Genomic DNA, 20,775 nt, shown 5'->3' on the forward strand with positions numbered 1-20,775 from the left:
CTAAGATCCTAATTTAACTTTGACATACTCCAAAATTGTTGCATCAAAATTTTGCTGGTAATTGATAAACGTACTTTTTATTGGCAAATAATACAATTGCGAAATAAGTTTAGAATCCTTTAAACGTACATAATCTTTCTCTGTTGTAATAATCTTTTTACCTTGTGCTTTATTTAGGATTGCTTCTAAATCTGAATCAGAAAAATGGTGGTGATCCGGAAAAGTCAGGCATTCGTCATTTTCATTTTTTAAATAATCAAAAAACGGCGTTGGTTTTGCAATCCCTGCCAAAAGCAATTTCGATTCATTTTTAATTTCATTCACAGCGATTTTTTCCTCTTTGCTATTACATATAAAATCATCATAATCTATAAAAGTAAAATAGATTTGCTGTGAGCAGATAAGTTTTAATTTCAGGCGAATTTGTTCTTGTTCTTCATCTGATAAATCCTTTGGACATTTAGTTACAATCACAATATTTGCACGATTGGCACCGCTTCTGCTTTCACGAAGATTTCCTGTTGGCAGCATAAAATCATCTGCATACAAGTCACCATAAGAACTTAACAAAATATAAAATCCTGCTTTTACTTTTCGGTGTTGATAAGCGTCATCTAATAAAACAACTTGCGGTTTTTCATTCTGAGAAAGCAACTGTGTAATTCCGTTTGTTCGATTAGCATCGACTGCAACCTGAATATTTGGGAATTTTTGATAAAACTGAAAAGGCTCGTCTCCTAAAATCTCAGCATTTGAACTTGCACTGGCTAAAACAAAACCTTCCGATTTTCGTTTATAACCACGACTTAAAGTTGCTACTTTATAACGATTAGATAATAACCGAATAAGATATTCTATTTGAGGCGTTTTTCCAGTTCCGCCAACGCTTAAATTTCCGACTGCAATAACCGGAATATCAAATGAAGTTGATTTTAAAATTCCTTTATCAAAAAGAAAATTACGAATGCTTGTAATGAATCCGTATAAAACGGCGAAAGGGAAAAGTATTTTTCGAAGTAAGTTCATTTTACGAAAGTATAATATTTAATTTTCTGCGACAAAATTATTAGTTACTTCAATTTATCAAATGTTTTATTATTTATAAGCGATTTCATTTGAATAATAGCAATTTCATTCAATTTAAATAATCTATCAGCTTGGTCTATTTCTTGTTGTATCAACATAGCATTAATACTCTCAAGATTTGACAATACAACTAATTGCTCTATTGATGCAATATCCCTGATATTACCTTTTTGATTTGGATTTTCAATGCGCCATTGTTTTGCAGTTCTTCCAAATAGCGCAAGATTTAACGTATCAGCTTCATCTGCATAAATAAAATTCTTTTGATTTCCTGCTAAGATTACCGGAATTAAATTTTCCTTTATTGCATCAGTATGTATTTTGTAATTAATTTTAGAAATTGTCCTTTGTAAATTCCAATCTAAATTTTTAGTTTTATTCTCATCCTCTTTTAAACGCTGAAACTCTTTAATAATATAGAGTTTAAACTCAATGGAAATCCAAGAAGCAAATTCGAATGCGATATCTTTATGTGCATAAGTTCCTCCATATCTTCCCGCTTTTGATATTATACCGATGGCATTAGTTGCTTCGATCCATTTTTTAGCAGTCATAGTAAAACTATTTAAACCAGCTTGTTTTTTAAACCCGTCGAATTCGACGGGGTTAAAATCAGGATTATTTAAAACTTCCCAAAAGCCTAAAAGTTCAATCGTGTTTCTGTTTCGCAGCCAATTTTTTATAATATCATCTATATGATCAGGATCTTTATAACGTGCAATATCAGTTATACAAATATAATCTTGCTCTAAGTTCGAGAGCAATGAAATTGAATTACCATTCACCTCCATTTTATTCAATTTTGCCATAAATTATATTTCTATTTTAAAAAACAATACCTCCAATATTTCTACAACACAAAAACAAGAAAAAACTCACGAAGCATATTCATTTTACGAAAGTATAATATTTTTCGTTAATTTGTTCAAAGTTTTTAAACCACAATTTAAACTTGAAACCTGAAACAAAAAGCAATAATGAAAATCAAAGAAATATTAGTAATTCTTGAGGAAATGGCACCTTTGGCATACGCCGAAGATTTTGACAATGTTGGACTATTAGTTGGCAATAGCGAAACTGAAAGTACGGGAGTTTTAGTTTGTCATGATGCTTTGGAAACCGTAATCGACGAAGCCATTACTAAAAACTGCAATCTGGTAGTTTGCTTCCACCCTATTTTATTCTCCGGAATTAAAAAAATAACTGGTAAAAATTATGTAGAGCGTGCGATTTTGAAAGCCATTAAAAACGACATCGCTATTTATGCTGTTCATACGGCGTTAGACAATCATTCAGCAGGCGTGAACAAGATATTTTGTGATGCTTTGGGCTTAACCAATACTAAGGTTTTGATTCCGAAACAAAATTTCATTCAAAAATTAGTAACTTATACTACTGCTGACAATTCAGAAAAAGTTAGAAATGCCATGTTTCAGGCTGGCGCAGGAACAATTGGAAATTACGACAATTGCAGTTTTAACACCGAAGGTTTTTTTACTTTTCAGGGAAATGAAGACAGTAATCCTGTAATTGGAGAACGAGGGAAACTACATACCGGAACCGAAATAAAGATTGAGGTTGTTTTCGAAAAACACTTGCAATCAAAAATTCTAAAAGCACTTTTTGCCAATCATATTTATGAAGAAGTCGCTTATGAAGTTTATAATCTTGAGAATTCACATCAGAATATTGGCTTGGGAATGATTGGGGAATTTGAAACTGAAATGGATGAAAAAGATTTTTTACATTTTGTTAAAGATAAAATGATTGCCGATGGAATTCGTCATTCTTCGTTTTTAGGCAAAAAAATAAAGAAAGTTGCTGTTTTGGGCGGATCAGGAAGTTTTGCGATAAAAAATGCAATCATGTCCGGAGCCGATGCTTTTTTGACAGCCGATTTAAAATATCATCAATTTTACGAAGCAGAAAACCGACTACTTTTAGCCGATATTGGTCATTTTGAGAGCGAACGCTATACAAAAAACTATATTGTTGATTATCTTCGAAAAAAAATCCTTAATTTTGCCATCATTTTATCAGAAGAAAATACAAATCCAGTTAAGTACTTATAGAATATGGCGAATACGAAAGAATTAAGTGTTGAGGACAAGTTAAGAGCAATATACGATTTACAGCTTATTGACTCTAGAATTGACGAAATCAGAAACGTGAGAGGTGAACTTCCTTTAGAAGTGGAAGATCTTGAAGATGAAGTTGCAGGTTTAAGCACGCGTTCAGAGAAACTGAAAAGTGAACTTGAGGTTATTGAAGATCTTATCAAATCGAAGAAAAATGCGATTGATGAGCATAAAGAGGTTATCAAAAAATACACAAAACAACAAGAATCAGTTCGTAATAACAGAGAATTTAATTCTTTGACTAAAGAGGTTGAATTTCAGGAATTAGAAATTCAATTGGCTGAAAAGCAAATCAAAGAAATGAAAGCTTCTATCGAGCATAAGAAAGAAGTTACTTCTAATCTAAAAGAAAAACTTGACGCTAAAAGTTCGCACTTAAAACATAAAAAATCTGAACTTGACGCTATCATGGCTGAAACTCAAAAAGAAGAAATCTTCTTATCTGAGAAATCAGCTGAGTTTTCAGGTCAAATTGAAGAAAGACTATTAGCTGCTTATACTAGAATCAGAACTAGTGTTCGTAATGGTTTAGCTGTTGTATCTATCGAAAGAGGAGCATCTGCAGGATCATTCTTCACTATTCCCCCACAAACTCAGGTAGAGATTGCTTCTAGAAAGAAGATCATTACTGATGAGCACTCTGGAAGAATTTTAGTTGACAGCGCATTAGCTGAAGAAGAAAAAGAAAAAATGGAACAATTGTTCTCGAAATTCTAAATATTTAAAATCCCGATTAAATCGGGATTTTTTTTTGTACTTAATTTTTTTTGTCACAGATTAAGATCAACGCTAAATGTTGTGGAGAATTTTACCGCAAAAAACACAAAGATTTTTATCTAAGAATGCTTTTGAAAGCACAAAGTTCGCAAAGCTAAATCAATACAAAGCTTTGCGAACTTTCCCTTTTTATAAAGCTAAGAATAAAAAAACTTAGCGTTCTCTGCGATAATTTTTTTTCTCTTTCCATAGGTGTTAGAATTGATCAATTAAAAGATTAATAGGATTTTCAATCTGTGCTAATCTTTTTAATCTGTGGCAAAACTTTTTTTCAGTAAGTTTAAAATCATATTTTTACCTTTATAAAAAATTTAAGTTTTGGGAATTAAAAAAGGAATCCGTTTCATTACATTAAAATCGGTTGGATCATATATTAACTTTCTAAGTTATGTTCGTCCGCAAAAAGCTGTTGAACTTTCTTACGCACTTTTCAGCCAACCCAGAATTGGAAGATTACAAAAAGAAAGTTTACCCAAAATATTAAAAAATACCGAAACTGAAACGTTTCATCATAACGAACATCATTTTCAGACTTATATCTGGAAAGGCAATGAAACTAAAATTCTGCTTGTTCACGGGTGGGAAAGTAATGCCGCCCGCTGGAAAAAAACCTTACCGCATCTTCAAAAATCAGGAAGCACTATTATTGCTATTGATGCTCCGGCTCACGGACAAAGCAGTGGTAAAGAATTTAATGTTCCGCTATATGCTGAATTTATCAATAAAGCGGTTGAAAAATATCAGCCTACAATAATTATTGGTCACTCTATTGGCGGTGCAGCCTGTGTTTATCATCAATATTTATTCCCAAACACCAGCATTAATAAAATGGTGATTCTTGGCGCTCCATCAGATTTAAAAACGCTGATCAATAATTACGTTTCGATGCTGAGTTTAAATACTAAAGTATATTCTCTTTTAGAAAGTCGATTTTTAACGCATTTCAATTTTAAGCTGGACGATTTTTCCGGACAAAAATTTGCATCTGAATTTAATGTTGCGGGGCTAATCGCACATGATACCTCAGATAAAATTGTAGCTTTTGCAGAAGGTGAAAAAATTGCCAGCAATTGGAAAAATAGTCAGTTTATTGAAACCAAAGGTCTAGGTCACGGAATGCACGATGATGAATTGTATGATAAAGTGATTGAGTTTTTGTTTTCGGAAGGTTCTGATGTTTTGAGGTTCTGAGCCACTAAGTCGCTAAGGCACTAAGTTTTTTCTCTTAGAAATCTACTTTTCTTTGTCATCCTGAGCGAAGTCGAAGGAAAGCAGCTCGACAAAGATTGACGACTTTCTGGATATTCCTTCGACTTCGCTCAGGATGACAAGATTGTGCTTAAAAATCTAAACAACTATTTTAAAAGACTTCAACATTTCTTTTTCTCCTTTTCCTGTAATTATTATTGCTCTTGAATTGGCCGTTCTTCTGATCCAGTCCTGCTCCAGCATTTTATTCAATAACAAAGTTCCTATAGAGCCCGAAATATGATATCGTCTTTCGCTCCAGTCCAGGCAAGGTTTTAAGAATATTCGTTTTTGCTTTTGGGCTTCTTCTAAATTAATTCCAAAATCAGAAAACCATTTTTCTCCTTCAGTACTAATTTCGAAAGTATTACCATTTTCGATTATTATTTTTTGTTTTAATAAACTGTCGGCTAAAGCAACACCAATTTTTCCTGCCAAATGATCATAACAAGTCCTGCAATATTTTACGGGAGGATAATTTTCGTTTTTCTTTTGCGAAAAAATCTCAGGCTTGGGAATTAGGTTCGCCATTGCCTCAACAACGTAAGCCACTTCTCTACTTGAAAATCTATAATATTTATGACGGCCTTGTTTCTCTACACAAAGCAAATTTGCTTCAAGAAGTTTGGCCAAATGCATGCTGATGTTTTGCGGAGATGTATTTGCAGCAATCGAAAGTTCAGTGGCTGTAAAAGCTCTTCCGTCTAATAGAGTCCACATTATTGCTGCGCGAGTTGCGTCTCCTATTAATCCTGCTGCTTTTATAAATTGATCTTCCATTTAGGCTTTCATAGTTAAATATAGAATGAAGTATTCTTTTGTAAAGTTAAATAACTTTGCTAAAAACAATCTACATGACTACTTTATTCTTTCAGTCTGATGTGCAAGATCCTTATTCAATCTATCAATTGATGTTGGGCAAAAACCCAATATACTGGGATGAAGAAAACAAAATCTGGGTAATTTACTCCTATGAATCTTGTATTGAAATTCTAAAAAATCCAGATGCTCTAATTCCCGTTATAAACCTAAATAACGAACAGAAGCTAAACGAACATGCTTTGGATATTTTGAACAATTTGGCTAGATTGTCTAATGAAATTCAACATACCATAAATCGTGAAATTGCCAATTTGCTATTTTCGAACTTAAAATCTGTCGACATCAATACAATCCTTTATAAATTGATAAAAGATGATTTAATCGAAAATGAAGTTGATTGGGTAAATTCGGTTTGCAAAAAATTACCGCTTTTGGTTGTTTTAAAAAGTTTTGGTTTTACAGCAAATGATTGTGCTTTTATTTTAGATAAAATTGAAATTTTGGTTAAAATAATGCTTCCGAATAAAAGTAAAGAAGAAGTAAAATTGATCAATCAAGTTTCTGAGAGAATATTTTCTATTGTCGAAAAACAACTTTTGTTATTCGATTTCTATAAACCTTTATTAAACAAAATATCAGAATTAGAAGTTCTTCCGCTTGACGAAATTAAAAAAATAACTATTAGTAATTTAATAGGTCTATTGATTCAGAGTTATGATGCAGGTCGCGGAATTTTGAGTAATTCGTTATTACAAATTATCAAACACAAAACTTTTTCGAACAAAGCCACAATACAAAAATCAGTTATAGAGACTTTGCGTTTTGATCCGCCAATTCATAATACGAGACGAATTGCAAATGCTGATATAACTTTGGGAAAAACAACAATTAAAAAAGGCGAAAAAATAATGGTAGTTCTTGCTGCAGCCAATCGCGATTTGCAAAAATTCGAAAATGAATCCAATTTCGATATCGAACGTTTTAATAATAATGAGAATTTGACTTTTGGGATTGGTGGTCATATGTGCTTAGCCAAACATTTTTCGATTAACCTCGCAACTGAAGTTTTATGGTTTTTATTTAATGAACATAAAATAATTACACTTTTAGAGAATAATATAGAATATGAACCCTTGATTAATACCCGATTGCCTAAAACTATCTGGATTTCGATAAAATAAAAAATATAATATGATAGCAGTAATTTTTGAAGTCATACCTAACGAAGGAAAAAAAGAAGAATATCTGAATATTGCTGCAAGCCTGCGACCAGAATTAGACCATATCGAAGGTTTTATTTCGATAGAACGTTTTCAGAGTTTTAGTGATCCTGAAAAAGTTTTGTCATTGTCGTTCTGGAAAGATGAAGAAAGTATCCAGCAATGGCGAAATCTGGAAATGCACCGTCACGCACAAGCAAAAGGAAAAAATGAAGTTTTTAAAGATTATCATTTAAGAATCGCAACAGTTGTTCGCGATTATGGAATGTTTGAGCGGAAAGAAACCCCGGAAGACAGCTCTTCTTATCATGAATAAAGGTTCAAAGGGATAAAGGTTTTTTCTAGCTTCTGAGGTTCTGAGTTGCTAAGTTGCTAAGTTTTTTTTTAGTGAAGTACTTGTCGCATTCAAAATGATCCAACGATCTAAGAAGTCTAACAATCTAAAGATCTAACAAATCTAAATTTTGCTTACTTTTGCACTATGGAAGAGAATTTAAAACGTCTGAATAAATTTATTGGTGAAACAGGATATTGTTCCCGCCGTGAAGCTGATAAACTTATTGAAGAAGGACGCGTGACAATAAATGGTGTTGTACCTGAAATGGGAACTAAAGTTTCACAAAACGATGAAGTACGTATTGACGGAAAATTGATTGTTGAGAAGCACGAAAAATTAGTATACCTGGCTTTCAACAAGCCTGTTGGAATTGAATGCACAACGAATCTTGAAGTTCGAAATAATATTGTCGATTATATTAATTACCCAAAACGTATTTTCCCAATTGGGCGATTGGATAAAGCGAGTGAAGGATTAATTTTCATGACCAATGATGGTGATATCGTAAACAAAATTTTACGCGCCAGAAACAATCACGAAAAAGAATATACCGTTACGGTAAACAAACCTATCACAGAACGTTTTATACAACGTATGGGAAATGGAATTCCGATTTTAGATACTGTGACCAAAAAATGTAAAGTAGAACAGATTAGTCAATTTACTTTTAAAATCATTTTAACACAGGGTTTAAATCGCCAAATTCGTAGAATGACAGAATACCTGGGTTATGACGTTACAGCGCTTAAACGCATCAGAATCATCAATATTTCACTAGATATTCCGGTTGGACGCTATCGCGATTTGACTGATGACGAAATTAAAGAATTAAATCATTTAATTGAACCATCAAGCAAAACCGAAGAAGCAAGCTTACCAAAACCTGAAGCTCCCAGACGAAGAACGGATTTTCTATCGAAAGACGATGTTCCTAAACGAAGAACCGATTTTATCTCAAAGGATGATCCGAGATTTAAGAAAAAAGGAGACTATTAAATAAATTGATCTTATAAAAATACCCTTTCGCTAAAAACGAAAGGGTATTTTGTTATTCATTCCAGTCAATAATTAAAACTATCCGATTAGTGCCGTTAGGCACTAATCGGATAGTTATCATTTTGTTGCGTACCTACGGCACGCCAAGATATCTCGAATCTATAATAACTACCAATATTTAGTCCCTAACGGCACATTTCAATTCTTGATTTGTATTATTCATTTGATATTTATATTTCATCAAAACCATCTTCTTCTTTTAAATAAAAATGCGCCAAAAGAAGACAATATAACGGATACAAAAAGAAGAATCCAAAAACCATATTTACTTTCTTCTAAACCATTTGGGACATTCATTCCGTACAAACTGGCAATCAAAGTGGGAATCATTAAAATAATAGAAATAGAAGTCATTTGCTTCATTATATTATTCATATTATTAGAAATTACAGAAGCATACGCATCCATCATTCCGGTCAAAATATTACTGTAAATATTAGCCGTATCCTGTGCCTGACCTAATTCGATATCAACATCTTCTAACAAATCCGGATCAAAATGTTCTCGGTGGGCTTTTAAATTCTTAATTCTGTGAAACAAAACATGATTTGCTTTTAACGATGTAATAAAAAATACCAAACATTTCTCTATTTGTAAAAGCGCCTGTAATTCTTCATTTTTAATCGATTTCTCTAAATTATCCTCTGCTAATTTTATTTTTTGATTCACTTGTTTCAGATACTTCAAATACCAAACACTTGATGACAAGAGCAATCTCAAAACCCAATCAAAATTATCCTTAACTACAATATTTTTACGTCGCGAATACAACATAAAATCATGTATGATTTCTGTTCTGTAAAAAGTGATTGTAACACAGATATCATCCTTAAAAATTACACCAAGCGGAATAGTCTGAAAAGGGAGCTTTATATCATTACTTTTTATAGGAACACGCATGATAATAAGTGTCCATCCATCTTCCAATTCTACACGAGGTCTTTCGTCAATATCTTCAATATCATTATAAAAAGCTTCAGGAATCTGAAGTTCTTCAAGTAAATATTTCTTTTCTGTTTCTGACGGAGATTCAATATTGATCCAGCAATTTGGAGTCCATTCTTTTGTCTCGATTAATCCGTTGTTGTTATTGTAAAAAGCTTTCATTTTAAAATTGCAGGGTTTTATCTAGCAATTTGAAAAATTCAAAAAGCTATTTTAATTTAATACTAACGAATAATAATCGTCCATTGAAGAAGTAGTTTTTTTTAAGTGCTGCAAAAGTATCCTTATATTTTTAAAACCCAAAACTTTAAAGCAATATTTAGACATTAAAAAAACCGTCTAAACAATCAGAGTAAGACGGTTTTTAAGATTATTATTTTTTTTTTAGAAACTCATAATACAAAGCTTTTGATAAAAATGTTTTATTTTGATATTTATCAATTTGTTCTTCTTTATTAATTTCATTTTTTTGCCCTTCTAAATGAAGCTTGGAAAAATACTCTCTTCGGGCGTCATCATTAAAATTCAAACCACTCAAAAACATAGGCTCTACACATTTATTGACTGAGATATTATAGTTCGTTATTAGATTTCCCCAATTGAAAAAACTGCACAATAAAACGGTTCCATAAAAATACCACACCATTTGGTTGGCCAGATAAGCATTTGTTTTTTGCTTTGTAATTTTAAAAAACACAAAGACCAAACCGATAATAGCTAAGATCAAAAAAGCATAAACTCCTAATCGTTTATAGGTTAATCCGAAAACTGAAATATATTCTGAATTTTTGATGACTGTACTTACGATCAACAAACCATTTAAGATAATCCAAATTTTAGCCAGTTTCTTTAGACAAACTGCTTTTTTATCAAAATTGAAACCGCCTTTAAAATAAAACATAATTACTCCCACCGCCATGATTATAGAAAAGATTACTGAATTAACTCTCTCATGTGTATCAGCACTCAGGTTTGATTTTTCTATCACTTCAAAAAACTGCTCGTAATTGTAAGTAATAATAAAAATCAAAAGCATAAAATTCAGCAATAGTAAAGTTATCTCACCACTTTTTCGCTCGAAGTCAATATCTAAAAACGAAAATGTATTCTGATTTTTAATTTCGGGTATATTTTTAAAATCATTGTCCAGTAATTCATTCTTCTCATAGCAAACTTCCGGTACCCAATAATTCCAGAAACTGAATGAAATATAAAATCCTAAAACTCCAATTAAGATTACTTCAACAATATCGAGATCTAAAGTATAATCTGTAAGTAAGGAAGAGAAATGAGTACTTCCGAAAGAATAGGCTGTAAAAAAGACTATTAAAAAAATCGCAGGAATAACGAAATAAGCGACCAATTTGTTGGCGAAGTTATTATGAATTTTTCTTTCAGGCAGCCATTGGCTAAACATAAAAATACGACCTATCGAAGCAAATGCATTTAGAAATACAAGCGGTAAAACTAGTATTATTTTAAGTTTTGAATCCTGGGTTTTAAATTGCAAAAACAAAATTGATAGTGCCAAAGCCAGAAAAGAAACAAAGTCGCCGTACCAGGCAAAAGCCAAACAAGATAAAACGGAAGTAACAACCAAAATTAAATGTGATCTGTTTGTGAACCGATCCTGAAAGAAATAACAGATGGAACCGGTTAATAATAGTCCAAAAATAGCGAGGTTTACTCCTATTGACTCGTTGTAAAAAAGCAGTGTAAATACTATACTGCAAGCTAGGATAATTTGGTGTTTCTTCATGATTTTAAATTTTAAAAGTACTTTGCATTTCAAAGTATTTAGGTAAAAAAATATAGTTATTACGATTTCATTAATTTTTCAAGGTAAGAAAGGTGTTCCTTAAAGGCCGCACGTCCTCTGGGAGTAACCTGATAAGAGGTTTTAGGCTTTTTGCCCACGAACTCTTTTTTGACTTCGATATATTCTGATTTTTCAAGTGCTGAGGAATGACTGGCAAGATTGCCATCTGTAATATTCAGAAGATTTTTCATCTCAGTAAAATCAACCCATTCATTGACCATCAGAACGGACATAATACCCAATCTGACGCGGCTTTCAAAATCTTTATTTAGTTTATCAATGATTCCCATTGCGTGGATTTATTTATATTTTTTGAACATTATTAGCCCGTACAAGATATGCAAAATACCAAATCCAATGATCCAAAAAACTAAACCATATCCAATAAAAAAAAGAGAAACAAACCCTAAAACTAACTCACAGAAACCTAAGTATTTAATATCTGAAAACGTATATTTCTCAGCGTTAATAAGTGCTAAACCGTAAAAAATCAAAGTTGCCGGAGCAATTAAACCATAAATTTCATGATGTAAAAGTGCCAGACAAAATATACCTCCCGCCACTAGGGGAACAGCCAAATTGAATAGCATATTTTTTGTTGCAGAAGTCCAAATTGGTAAATCATATTTTTTGCTCTTCCTGATGGTAAAAGTAAGTCCAAATACAAAAGCAAAAGCCAAAATGATCAAACCAGTATAAAACAATTGAGATACTAAACTAAAAGGAATAATAATTTGTTGTCCGCCAAAATATTCAATTCCGTTTGCTTTAAACAACTGGTAAACATACAATCCACCAATTAATGCTGACAGACCTGCAAAAACTCCTGAGAGCCCGCTTAAGGATATAAATCGTGAAGAGCGCTCCATCATGGAACGAATGTGTGCTAAATCTTCTTGGTGCTTCTGACTCATAAATAAAGTACTTTGTAGTGCAAAGTTATATTTTATTTTGAATTGACAAGTAGAAAAACTGATTTTTTTTATGATGATTATTTTTCATACGTATAAATTGATTCTGCTTTGTCTGAATCTGTAATCCCTACGGGCAATGTCATTAAGTTAAGCTTTTTTAAGGCAATTGTGACCAACCAATTTTCAAACAAAGAGTCACCAAATTTTTAAGTGTTTAATTTATTGACTAGCCACCAGCTGAAGCTGGTGGTGTTGAATACGCGTAATTAAGATGGCTTTAGCCGAATCACGCATTTTTGGCTAAAGCCATTTAGATTGATCTTATGTAAACTCCAGCTAAAGCTGGAGCCAATTCAAAAAAGCTTAACTTAATGAAATTGCCCTACGGGATATTCCATTGGTTGGCTGTATATTTTTTCTACCGATCTGTAACTCCTAACGGAGTAGTTACTAGAGACTAAATATTGGCAGAAAAAAATTATCGATATTCTTTTTGTCCCGTAAGGCAATGTCATTAATTTAAAGAATGTGTAAATAGACAGAGAAGTAACCACATAGTTTGTTATCTCGAAACGAGAGATCTCACTATTATGTCCGTTAAGATATTCGCCAATCTTTGTCGAGTTTCTTGTGTGACCTACTTCGTCTGTTCGCTATCGCTCGGGTCTCCTTCGTCGAGATGAACTGTGTTTAAACTTTGCGGAGAATGGATTAATCCCGATAGCTATCGGGACATCCCTACAATATATTTTGTTCCTCCGGAACTCTTTCTAAAATTCAAGAGGAATGCGTTATGTTGTAGCAACAGATTAAAATCCGTTGAAAAAGACAAAAAATTTGGTTATATCATAGAAATCGAAATGACAAGATTGTGCTGAAAACTGAGACTGAGAATGAAAACTGTTTTGCTCGCGTGAGGGATAGGAATAAGCTACCGAAGTAGCATAGATAGCCCGACCGTATTTGCGAAAGGCGCACATAAAAGGCGAGTTAAATAGCGCCTTTTGTAAATACGGTCACGCCCAAAGTATATAAAACAACAAAGCCTACTCGATTGAATAGGCTTTGTTTATTATTTGATGCAAAAATTATTTTTTCGCGCTTCTCATTTTTCTTGCTAAAAGTGTATTTTTAAGCAGCATTGCAATTGTCATTGGTCCTACTCCACCAGGAACCGGAGTTATGAATGATGACTTTTTGCTTACTTCGTTAAAATCAACATCACCTTTTATAACGTAGCCTTTTGGGTTTGAAGCATCGTCAACTCTTGTGATTCCAACGTCGATTACTACTACTCCGTCTTTTACCATATCTGCTTTTAAAAATTCAGGAACACCTAAAGCTGTAATTATAATATCAGCATTTTTAGTAAATTCAGCTAAATTTTTAGTTCGGCTATGTGTCAAAGTAACGGTTGAATCCCCAGGATTTCCTTTACGGCTCATTAAAATACTCATTGGTCGGCCAACGATATTGCTTCTGCCAATAACAACGGTATGTTTTCCGGCAGTTTCAACTTTATAACGCTCTAACAATTGCATGATTCCAAATGGTGTCGCAGGAATGAAGCTTTCCATCTCTAAAGCCATTTTTCCGAAGTTTGTTGGATGAAAACCATCAACATCTTTATCAGGATCAATTGCCAATAAAATCTTTTGTTCGTCGATATGCTTTGGTAAAGGCAACTGAACAATATAACCGTCAAGATCATCATCTTCGTTTAGCTCTTTAATTTTGGCTAATAACTCATCTTCGGTAATATCTTCCGGTAAACTTACTAAAGTAGAATCGAAGCCAATTTGCTGGCAAGATTTCACTTTACTCCCTACGTAAGTTAAACTTGCCCCGTTTGTACCAACGATTACGGCTGCCAAATGAGGTACTTTTCCTCCGGCATCTTTTATCGATTGAACTTCGGCTGCAATTTCGTTTTTAATGTCTTCAGCTGTTTTTTTACCGTCTAGTAGTTGCATTGTTTTTTGTTTCAGGTTTATTTTTTTATTTCAAGTTTCAGGTTCACGTTAAAACGAAACTTATTAAATTTATTATAATGAAAAAAGTTTCAAATTTCAGTCTCAAAACCTGAAACCTGAAACTTGAAACTTTTTTCTTATTTTATTATCTCGGCATTCCGCCTGGCATTCCTTTCATGCCTCCCATCATTTTCATCAGGTTTTTTCCGCCCGGACCTTGCATCATCTTCATCATTTTGCTCATTTGATCGAATTGCTTCATTAACTGATTTACTTGCTCGACTTTCGTTCCGGAACCTTTAGCGATTCTGGCTTTTCTTTTTACGTCGATAATGGCAGGTTTGCTTCTTTCGATTGGTGTCATCGAGTGAATGATTGCTTCTATATGTTTGAAAGCATCATCTTCTATTTCTACATCTTTCATGGCTTTTGAAGCACCAGGTATCATTCCGACTAAGTCTTTCATGTTACCCATTTTCTTTACTTGCTGAATTTGCGTTAAGAAGTCATCAAAACCGAATTCGTTTTTAGCAATTTTCTTTTGAAGTTTTCTTGCTTCTTCTTCATCAAATTGCTCTTGTGCTCTCTCTACAAGCGACACAACGTCACCCATACCTAAGATACGCTCCGCCATACGATCTGGATAGAAAACATCAATTGCTTCCATCTTCTCGCCTGTACCTACAAATTTGATTGGTTTGTTTACAACTGTTTTAATCGAAATTGCAGCTCCACCACGAGTATCTCCATCTAATTTGGTTAAGATAACTCCATCAAAATTTAAAATATCGTTGAAGGCTTTTGCTGTATTTACAGCATCTTGTCCTGTCATTGCATCTACAACGAACAAAGTTTCCTGTGGCTGAATTGCTTTATGAACACGAGCAATTTCGTCCATCATTTCTTTGTCTACTGCTAAACGACCGGCAGTATCAACAATAACAACATTGAAACCGTTTTCTTTTGCGTATTTGATTGCGTTTTGAGCAATCTCAACGGGGTTCTTATTTTCCGGCTCTGAGTATACCTCAACACCTATTTGGTCCCCAACAACATGCAACTGATTGATCGCCGCAGGACGGTAGATATCACACGCTACAAGAAGTGGTTTTTTATTTTTCTTTGTTTTTAAAAAATTGGCTAGTTTACCAGAGAAAGTTGTTTTACCAGAACCCTGAAGTCCTGACATCAAAATAATACTTGGATTACCTGAAAGATTAATTCCTGCAACATCGCCACCCATCAACTCGGTTAGTTCATCTTTTACTAACTTCACCAATAATTGTCCTGGCTGAAGTGTTGTTAAAACGTCCTGACCAATTGCTTTTTCTTTTACTTTGGTTGTAAAATCTTTAGCAATCTTAAAGTTAACATCGGCGTCTAATAAGGCACGACGAACTTCTTTTAAGGTATCGGCAACGTTTACTTCTGTAATTTTACCGTGCCCTTTTAATATATGGAAGGCTTTATCTAACTTATCACTTAAATTATCAAACATAATTTTTTCTTTATTTGAAGTGCAAAGATAATCTAATTAGACATTTCAGGCAATTTTTATTTAAGGGCATTTTTTTGCCACGAAGACGCAAAGACACGAAGTTTTTTATTTTTATTCTGGCAATATTTCAAAAAAAAGGCACAAAGAATAAAATCTTTGCGCCTTTGTGCCTTTGTGGCAATATTTTTTAAAACTGGAAATAAATAAAAGGCTGTGAACCTGCAACTGCTGTTGCGTAAACAATCCAATAAACAAAACCAAGAATTATTGCTTTTCCTATTAGTGGCGTATTATCGAAAACAAATTTCATTTTAGAGGTAATAACTTCTGGTAAAAAGTGCCAAACGTATCCAAAAAGCATTAGTAAAAATACGTTTTTATATCCCAATACGATTGTTTTCCAATTTTCAGGTTCGAAAGTCAACTGACCAATATTGTTGATCACCTGTAAGGCTGTTTCGAAATCTCTGGCGCGGAAAAAGATCCAACAGAAAACTACAAAATGAAAAGTTATAAGGATCGAGAAGAATTTCCATAAGAAACCTGAATCATTACCTTCTTTTTTGGAAGGAAAAAATTCCATGAACATCTTATGAACTGCTAATGCTAATCCGTGTAATGCTCCCCAAACAATAAACTGTGCTCCCGCTCCATGCCATAATCCTCCTAAAAGCATTGTGGTAAATAAGTTGAAATTGGTTACAAGCGTTTGGTGTCTCTTTTTTGAAAGTAAAAATGTCAGACTAAAAAGAACAATTGCGCCAAAAGCAATGGCTAACGGAATAAAACTTTCGTTTACGTTCGAAATTCCCCAAAGCAACAATCCGAAGAAAAATAAACTTGGAAATAAAAACCCTGCGAATGTTCCTTCTCTATTTCCTCCTATAGAAATATACAAGAAATCTTTTAACCAGGTTGATAACGAAATATGCCATCTTCTCCAGAAATCAGTAATTGATGTTGATTTATATGGCGTTCTAAAATTGGCCGGTAATTTGAATCCTAATAGCAAAGCGATTCCGATTGCCATATCTGAATATCCTGAGAAATCACAATAGATCTGAATTGCATATCCGTATGACGCCATTAAATTTTCGAAGGACGTGTAATTCATTGGTGTGTCAAAAACACGGTCAACAAAATTTATAGAGATATAATTTGAGATTACTGTTTTCTTGATTAATCCGCCAATGATCAAAAACAAAGCATTGTTTACGTCTTGCTTGGTCAGGTTTAACTTTTGATAAATCTGTGGTAAGAAATCTTTTGCCCTAACAATTGGCCCTGCAACTAACTGTGGAAAAAACGAAACGAAAAATAAATATTCGATGTAGTTTTTTGTTGGCTTAATTTCCTCACGATAAATCTCAATGATATAACTCATCGACTGAAACGTGTAGAACGAAATTCCAACAGGCAGAAAAATATCATGAAGCTGGTAATTACCATGAAACATATCATTGAATGTCACAATCATGAAATTCATATACTTGAAATAGCCCAGCAATCCTAAATTCAGAATGACACTAATAATCAAATAGATTTTCTTTCGGCTGACTTTTGCTTCTCTGTAAATTATCTGACTTAAACCGTAATCTACGACTGAAGAGAGTAATAACAGTAAAAAATAAATTCCGCTTGACTTATAATAAAAGAAAAGAGAAAAGAGAATAACGTATGTTAATCTCAAATAAAATGTTTTGCGTAAAAAAGCGTACACAAAATAAAAAACAAGAAATAATCCTAAGAATAATCCCGTGTTAAATAATAGTTTTTCTTCGGGATTGTATACAAACCAACTTTTTGCCTGTTCTAAAGTAACCTCGCCAAAGTTCTGAACAAACCAATTATTTATGCTATCAATTGTAGTCAACTTAATTTTTTAATTTAAAATTATCGTATGTTTTTAAAAATGCCTCTGTAAACAAATTCCCTTGTTTTTCGTATCCTGTTTTTGAATAATGAACCCAATCCGGACCAATTAACCCTGTGGACTTTAAATTTTGAATTCCATCCATTCCTCCAAATTCGTCATATAAATCCCAAACTGCAAATCCATCTGTTTTTGCTGCTTCAATAATACTTTTTGCATAATCACGAATATAAACATTAGGTCTTCTTGCTTTAAGCAGTGAAGGCGGCGGTGTCATAACAATTATAGGAGCATCGATATTCTGATCTTTTATATTCTTTATAAACAGTCGCAATTCCGCTATATAAGCACCGGCTTCCATATGGTCGTAACTTTCATTTGTTCCTAATGCAAAAATCAACAAATCAGGATGCAATGCTTTTAACTGGACAAAGAATAATGGGTATTTATTATAATCTGAAAATTTAGCTCCGTTTACTCCAATATTGCTATAAATTAAGCCTGAACTGTCTTTTTCTAAAACTAATCCGTTCAATTCGTATTTCGAAGCCTCTTTATTAGGAACTAAAAATATTTTACTCAACTCTTTTTCAGAATGATAGTAATGAGAAAATGAATCGGCTTCAAGATCAAGAGCAATAAATTCTGAACTTGTAATATTTTTAGGCCTTGTTTCATTCGTCAGAATTTTCAATATTCTTCCGGCACGAATATTATTAGACTTTAAATGATTTTCTCTTTTGATATCAGCGATTGAAATTTTGTATTTATCTGCAATAGTCGAAATCGCTTCTCCCTTTTTTATTTTATGTGTGATTATTTTTCGCTCTGTCGACTGAATCGTCTTTGTTTGGGAAGATATTGCCAAATCAAACATATTCTGATTTTGCGGTGTAATAATCTTTATTGAATTGAATTTATATGCTGGTTCTTTTATATTCAGTTCAATCGCAAAACCACCAGTATCCCGCCAAAGTGCTATTCCGCTTAAACCAACAGGATGACTTTTGAAAGGATTAATGTTTCGATAACTTTCCCAACCTCTGTTGGAATAAAAACGTTCGTTATAAGAACCATTTGTTTTTGCCAATTGATAAGGAAAGACCAATCCCCGACCGGCATTTCCGAATTTTTGCTGAAGATTCTTTCTGATTTCATTGGTCATTAAATCGCTTTGAATATGAGAATCACCAATGTGCACAATGTTTATCTTCTGATTACTATGACTTTCGTTTTCCTTTAATTTCAGAAAAAAATGTTCTAAGACTTTTGCATTATAGATTTTATCCTCAGGGAAAGAATCGATTGCTGCTTTCTCGACTTTATGAATCATGTTTTTTGTTATTGGCGGTGAATCTGTTTCTTTTGTTGTATCATTTGTTGTAAAAAAAAGACAACAAAAGAAAATAATAAGTCTACTCATCTACACTATCTTTTGTTACAGATACGGAATCTGTATTTGTTTTCCTGACTGTCTTCCGTTTATTGACATCAGTTGATCTCTTTTCGCGTAATACTTTGTACTCTTCGTATCCTTTATTTAATTGATCGTATAATAACTTACCTATAGTTTTTGCACCACGTTGGTTAAAATGTGTATAATCTTTATTGGCTTTTGCCGGAGACTCATCTACCCATTTTACCATTGATCCGTCGCCGCCCATTAAGGTATATAAATTTACAAATCCGGATTCAGTATCCAAAGCATATCTTTTTTGTGATTTCATTAAAGGAACTACGGCCGAATCACTTTTCATTTCCATATTATATTTCGTCGACTTATCTGCTGTTGAAATAATCAAGACAGAAACTCCGGGAAAAGATTCCTTAATTTTATTAACCACTTTTGTCATTCCTCTTTCGTACCACGAATAATTTTTAGTTCCGTAGTTTAAAACGTTGGTTCCGTAATGCAGAATAACTAAATCGTATTTCAAATTACTATTAAATCCCTGCATTACATTTGCGTTAAACATAGAGATTGGCAGTCCTGAATTTCCTCTTTGAGAGAAATTATCAACATGAACTCCACTTCCGTTATCAAAATTAAAGCCATAAATTGGAATTGAATCTGAATTTATGAAATTTGCCTTAAATGCTTTGATGTTTCCCGAAGTCACTTTTAAAGTATTAACGAGGTTACCGGGAACAAGACTTTTACGTAATGTATCTTTTCCAATAATAAAATTTACGTTTCCTTTTCTTGTTGACTTTCCATAAAACAAGGTAGGGTTGTCTAATGTGGTCGCATATTTATTTAGTCCTGCTTCATATTGAACCCAGGTTGTGTTGGCATTATTATTTGCAAAAAACACATGGCCATTTACCCCAAAAGGACTCGCCGGGCTTTTTATATTTAAATAGGACTGTGTTTTCCAGTTTTTAGAATAAGTAGATTTCACTGATGCTCTTGATGCAGCAGACTCTGAGGTAATAGAAACAAAACCAACACCGCTACCGCCAAATCGTTCCTGATAATTAGAACGAACATCCTGTACGATTAAATCGCCATCTGTCATTGAATCTCCGTAATAAGCAATCCTTACTTTGGCTTGTGGATTCTTCTCTAACTGATATAATTTTTCATAAAAAGAAATCAGATATTGATATCCTGTATAGTTCTCAAAAGTTTCAGATGGAAATTCAATTCCTTCTGAAGCTCCAAAAGTAATTTTCTCTCCCGCTTCCTTTTTTTCACTTTCAGAAATGCTATCTCCTTTTAGCGCCAAAGAATCGTTTGCTACTGATTCTAAAAGCAAACTATCAATAAGTACGTTTTTAGAATCTACTTTGCTATCCGGAAAAATTTTATCAGGTAAGATTTGTTTAAATCCAATGAAAGCTACGAATGCTAAGGCTACAATTGCAAAAGACTGAAAAAAATAAGATTTTGTGTTCACTAGTAATTATAAATTTGAAGAAAGGTTTAGTTAAAATTTTTATTCAAAATTCCTATTAATTCCTTATAAAAAGTTGCGCAAAGATAGAACTAAACATTAATTTATGAATTGTTTTTAACATTAAAAATAAAACAAAAAAAGAGGTTAGATAAATCTAACCTCTTTATCA

The 20,775-nt window shown here is 33.0% G+C and carries 18 protein-coding genes; 6 read left to right on the forward strand and 12 right to left on the reverse strand.

The genetic code is table 11. The features are described 5' to 3' along the window. Entirely contained in the window at window positions 1-1,026 is a 1,026-nt protein-coding gene (lpxK, locus tag QLQ94_RS01265; protein ID WP_271337419.1) for a tetraacyldisaccharide 4'-kinase, read from the reverse strand. A 44-nt stretch (window positions 1,027-1,070) separates the two neighbouring features. Further along, window positions 1,071-1,895: a KilA-N domain-containing protein gene (locus tag QLQ94_RS01270; protein WP_349769756.1), complete on the reverse strand. Its 825-nt coding sequence runs from the start codon at window positions 1,893-1,895 to the stop codon at window positions 1,071-1,073. Between the two features lie 168 nt (window positions 1,896-2,063). On the opposite strand from QLQ94_RS01270, the gene QLQ94_RS01275 reads away from it, so the two are divergent. The 3 genes from QLQ94_RS01275 to QLQ94_RS01285 all read left to right on the forward strand — a co-directional run bounded on the left by QLQ94_RS01275 (window position 2,064) and on the right by QLQ94_RS01285 (window position 5,192). Continuing rightward, window positions 2,064-3,158 carry a Nif3-like dinuclear metal center hexameric protein gene (locus QLQ94_RS01275; protein WP_271337418.1) on the forward strand — a complete coding sequence of 365 codons (1,095 nt, stop codon included), beginning with the start codon at window positions 2,064-2,066 and terminating at the stop codon, window positions 3,156-3,158. Between the two features lie 3 nt (window positions 3,159-3,161). After that, the gene (locus tag QLQ94_RS01280; RefSeq protein ID WP_271337417.1) at window positions 3,162-3,941 is read left to right on the forward strand and encodes a zinc ribbon domain-containing protein; all 780 of its coding nucleotides are present in this window, start codon (window positions 3,162-3,164) and stop codon (window positions 3,939-3,941) included. 378 nt (window positions 3,942-4,319) lie between these two features. Then, window positions 4,320-5,192, forward strand: coding sequence for an alpha/beta fold hydrolase (locus QLQ94_RS01285; protein WP_271337416.1), 873 nt, complete (start codon window positions 4,320-4,322; stop codon window positions 5,190-5,192). A gap of 156 nt (window positions 5,193-5,348) precedes the next feature. Here QLQ94_RS01285 and QLQ94_RS01290 read toward each other — a convergent pair whose 3' ends face one another. Beyond that, on the reverse strand, window positions 5,349-6,029 hold the full coding sequence (locus tag QLQ94_RS01290) for an ArsR/SmtB family transcription factor (RefSeq protein ID WP_271337415.1): 681 nt from the start codon (window positions 6,027-6,029) through the stop codon (window positions 5,349-5,351). A 74-nt stretch (window positions 6,030-6,103) separates the two neighbouring features. On the opposite strand from QLQ94_RS01290, the gene QLQ94_RS01295 reads away from it, so the two are divergent. The 3 genes from QLQ94_RS01295 to rluF all read left to right on the forward strand — a co-directional run bounded on the left by QLQ94_RS01295 (window position 6,104) and on the right by rluF (window position 8,624). Beyond that, window positions 6,104-7,252, forward strand: coding sequence for a cytochrome P450 (locus QLQ94_RS01295; protein WP_271337414.1), 1,149 nt, complete (start codon window positions 6,104-6,106; stop codon window positions 7,250-7,252). 10 nt (window positions 7,253-7,262) lie between these two features. Then, window positions 7,263-7,607, forward strand: coding sequence for an antibiotic biosynthesis monooxygenase family protein (locus QLQ94_RS01300; RefSeq protein ID WP_271337413.1), 345 nt, complete (start codon window positions 7,263-7,265; stop codon window positions 7,605-7,607). 165 nt (window positions 7,608-7,772) lie between these two features. Continuing rightward, complete coding sequence (gene rluF, locus QLQ94_RS01305; RefSeq protein ID WP_271337412.1) at window positions 7,773-8,624, forward strand: 23S rRNA pseudouridine(2604) synthase RluF; 852 nt, start codon at window positions 7,773-7,775, stop codon at window positions 8,622-8,624. Between the two features lie 240 nt (window positions 8,625-8,864). Here the strand turns inward: rluF and QLQ94_RS01310 are convergent, their stop codons facing one another. From QLQ94_RS01310 to QLQ94_RS01350, 9 genes are all read right to left on the reverse strand, one after another. Next, window positions 8,865-9,791, reverse strand: coding sequence for a magnesium transporter CorA family protein (locus tag QLQ94_RS01310; protein WP_271337411.1), 927 nt, complete (start codon window positions 9,789-9,791; stop codon window positions 8,865-8,867). Between the two features lie 211 nt (window positions 9,792-10,002). Then, entirely contained in the window at window positions 10,003-11,388 is a 1,386-nt protein-coding gene (locus QLQ94_RS01315) for a DUF4153 domain-containing protein (protein ID WP_271337410.1), read from the reverse strand. A gap of 59 nt (window positions 11,389-11,447) precedes the next feature. Further along, complete coding sequence (locus QLQ94_RS01320; RefSeq protein ID WP_055093284.1) at window positions 11,448-11,738, reverse strand: winged helix-turn-helix domain-containing protein; 291 nt, start codon at window positions 11,736-11,738, stop codon at window positions 11,448-11,450. Between the two features lie 9 nt (window positions 11,739-11,747). Then, window positions 11,748-12,362: a hypothetical protein gene (locus tag QLQ94_RS01325; protein WP_271337409.1), complete on the reverse strand. Its 615-nt coding sequence runs from the start codon at window positions 12,360-12,362 to the stop codon at window positions 11,748-11,750. Window positions 12,363-13,450: 1,088 nt separating this feature from the next. After that, window positions 13,451-14,335, reverse strand: a complete 885-nt coding sequence (locus tag QLQ94_RS01330; protein ID WP_271337408.1) for a bifunctional 5,10-methylenetetrahydrofolate dehydrogenase/5,10-methenyltetrahydrofolate cyclohydrolase — start codon at window positions 14,333-14,335, stop codon at window positions 13,451-13,453. Window positions 14,336-14,480: 145 nt separating this feature from the next. Continuing rightward, complete coding sequence (gene ffh, locus QLQ94_RS01335) at window positions 14,481-15,833, reverse strand: signal recognition particle protein (RefSeq protein WP_271337407.1); 1,353 nt, start codon at window positions 15,831-15,833, stop codon at window positions 14,481-14,483. A gap of 187 nt (window positions 15,834-16,020) precedes the next feature. Further along, entirely contained in the window at window positions 16,021-17,706 is a 1,686-nt protein-coding gene (locus QLQ94_RS01340; protein ID WP_271337406.1) for an MBOAT family O-acyltransferase, read from the reverse strand. Between the two features lies 1 nt (window position 17,707). Next, window positions 17,708-19,129: a GDSL-type esterase/lipase family protein gene (locus QLQ94_RS01345; protein WP_271337405.1), complete on the reverse strand. Its 1,422-nt coding sequence runs from the start codon at window positions 19,127-19,129 to the stop codon at window positions 17,708-17,710. After that, complete coding sequence (locus QLQ94_RS01350; protein ID WP_482498907.1) at window positions 19,122-20,606, reverse strand: SGNH/GDSL hydrolase family protein; 1,485 nt, start codon at window positions 20,604-20,606, stop codon at window positions 19,122-19,124. The genes QLQ94_RS01345 and QLQ94_RS01350 overlap by 8 nt, the downstream gene beginning before the upstream one ends. Window positions 20,607-20,775: the final 169 nt, after the last annotated feature.

This window comes from Flavobacterium sp. B114r (assembly GCF_056824125.1).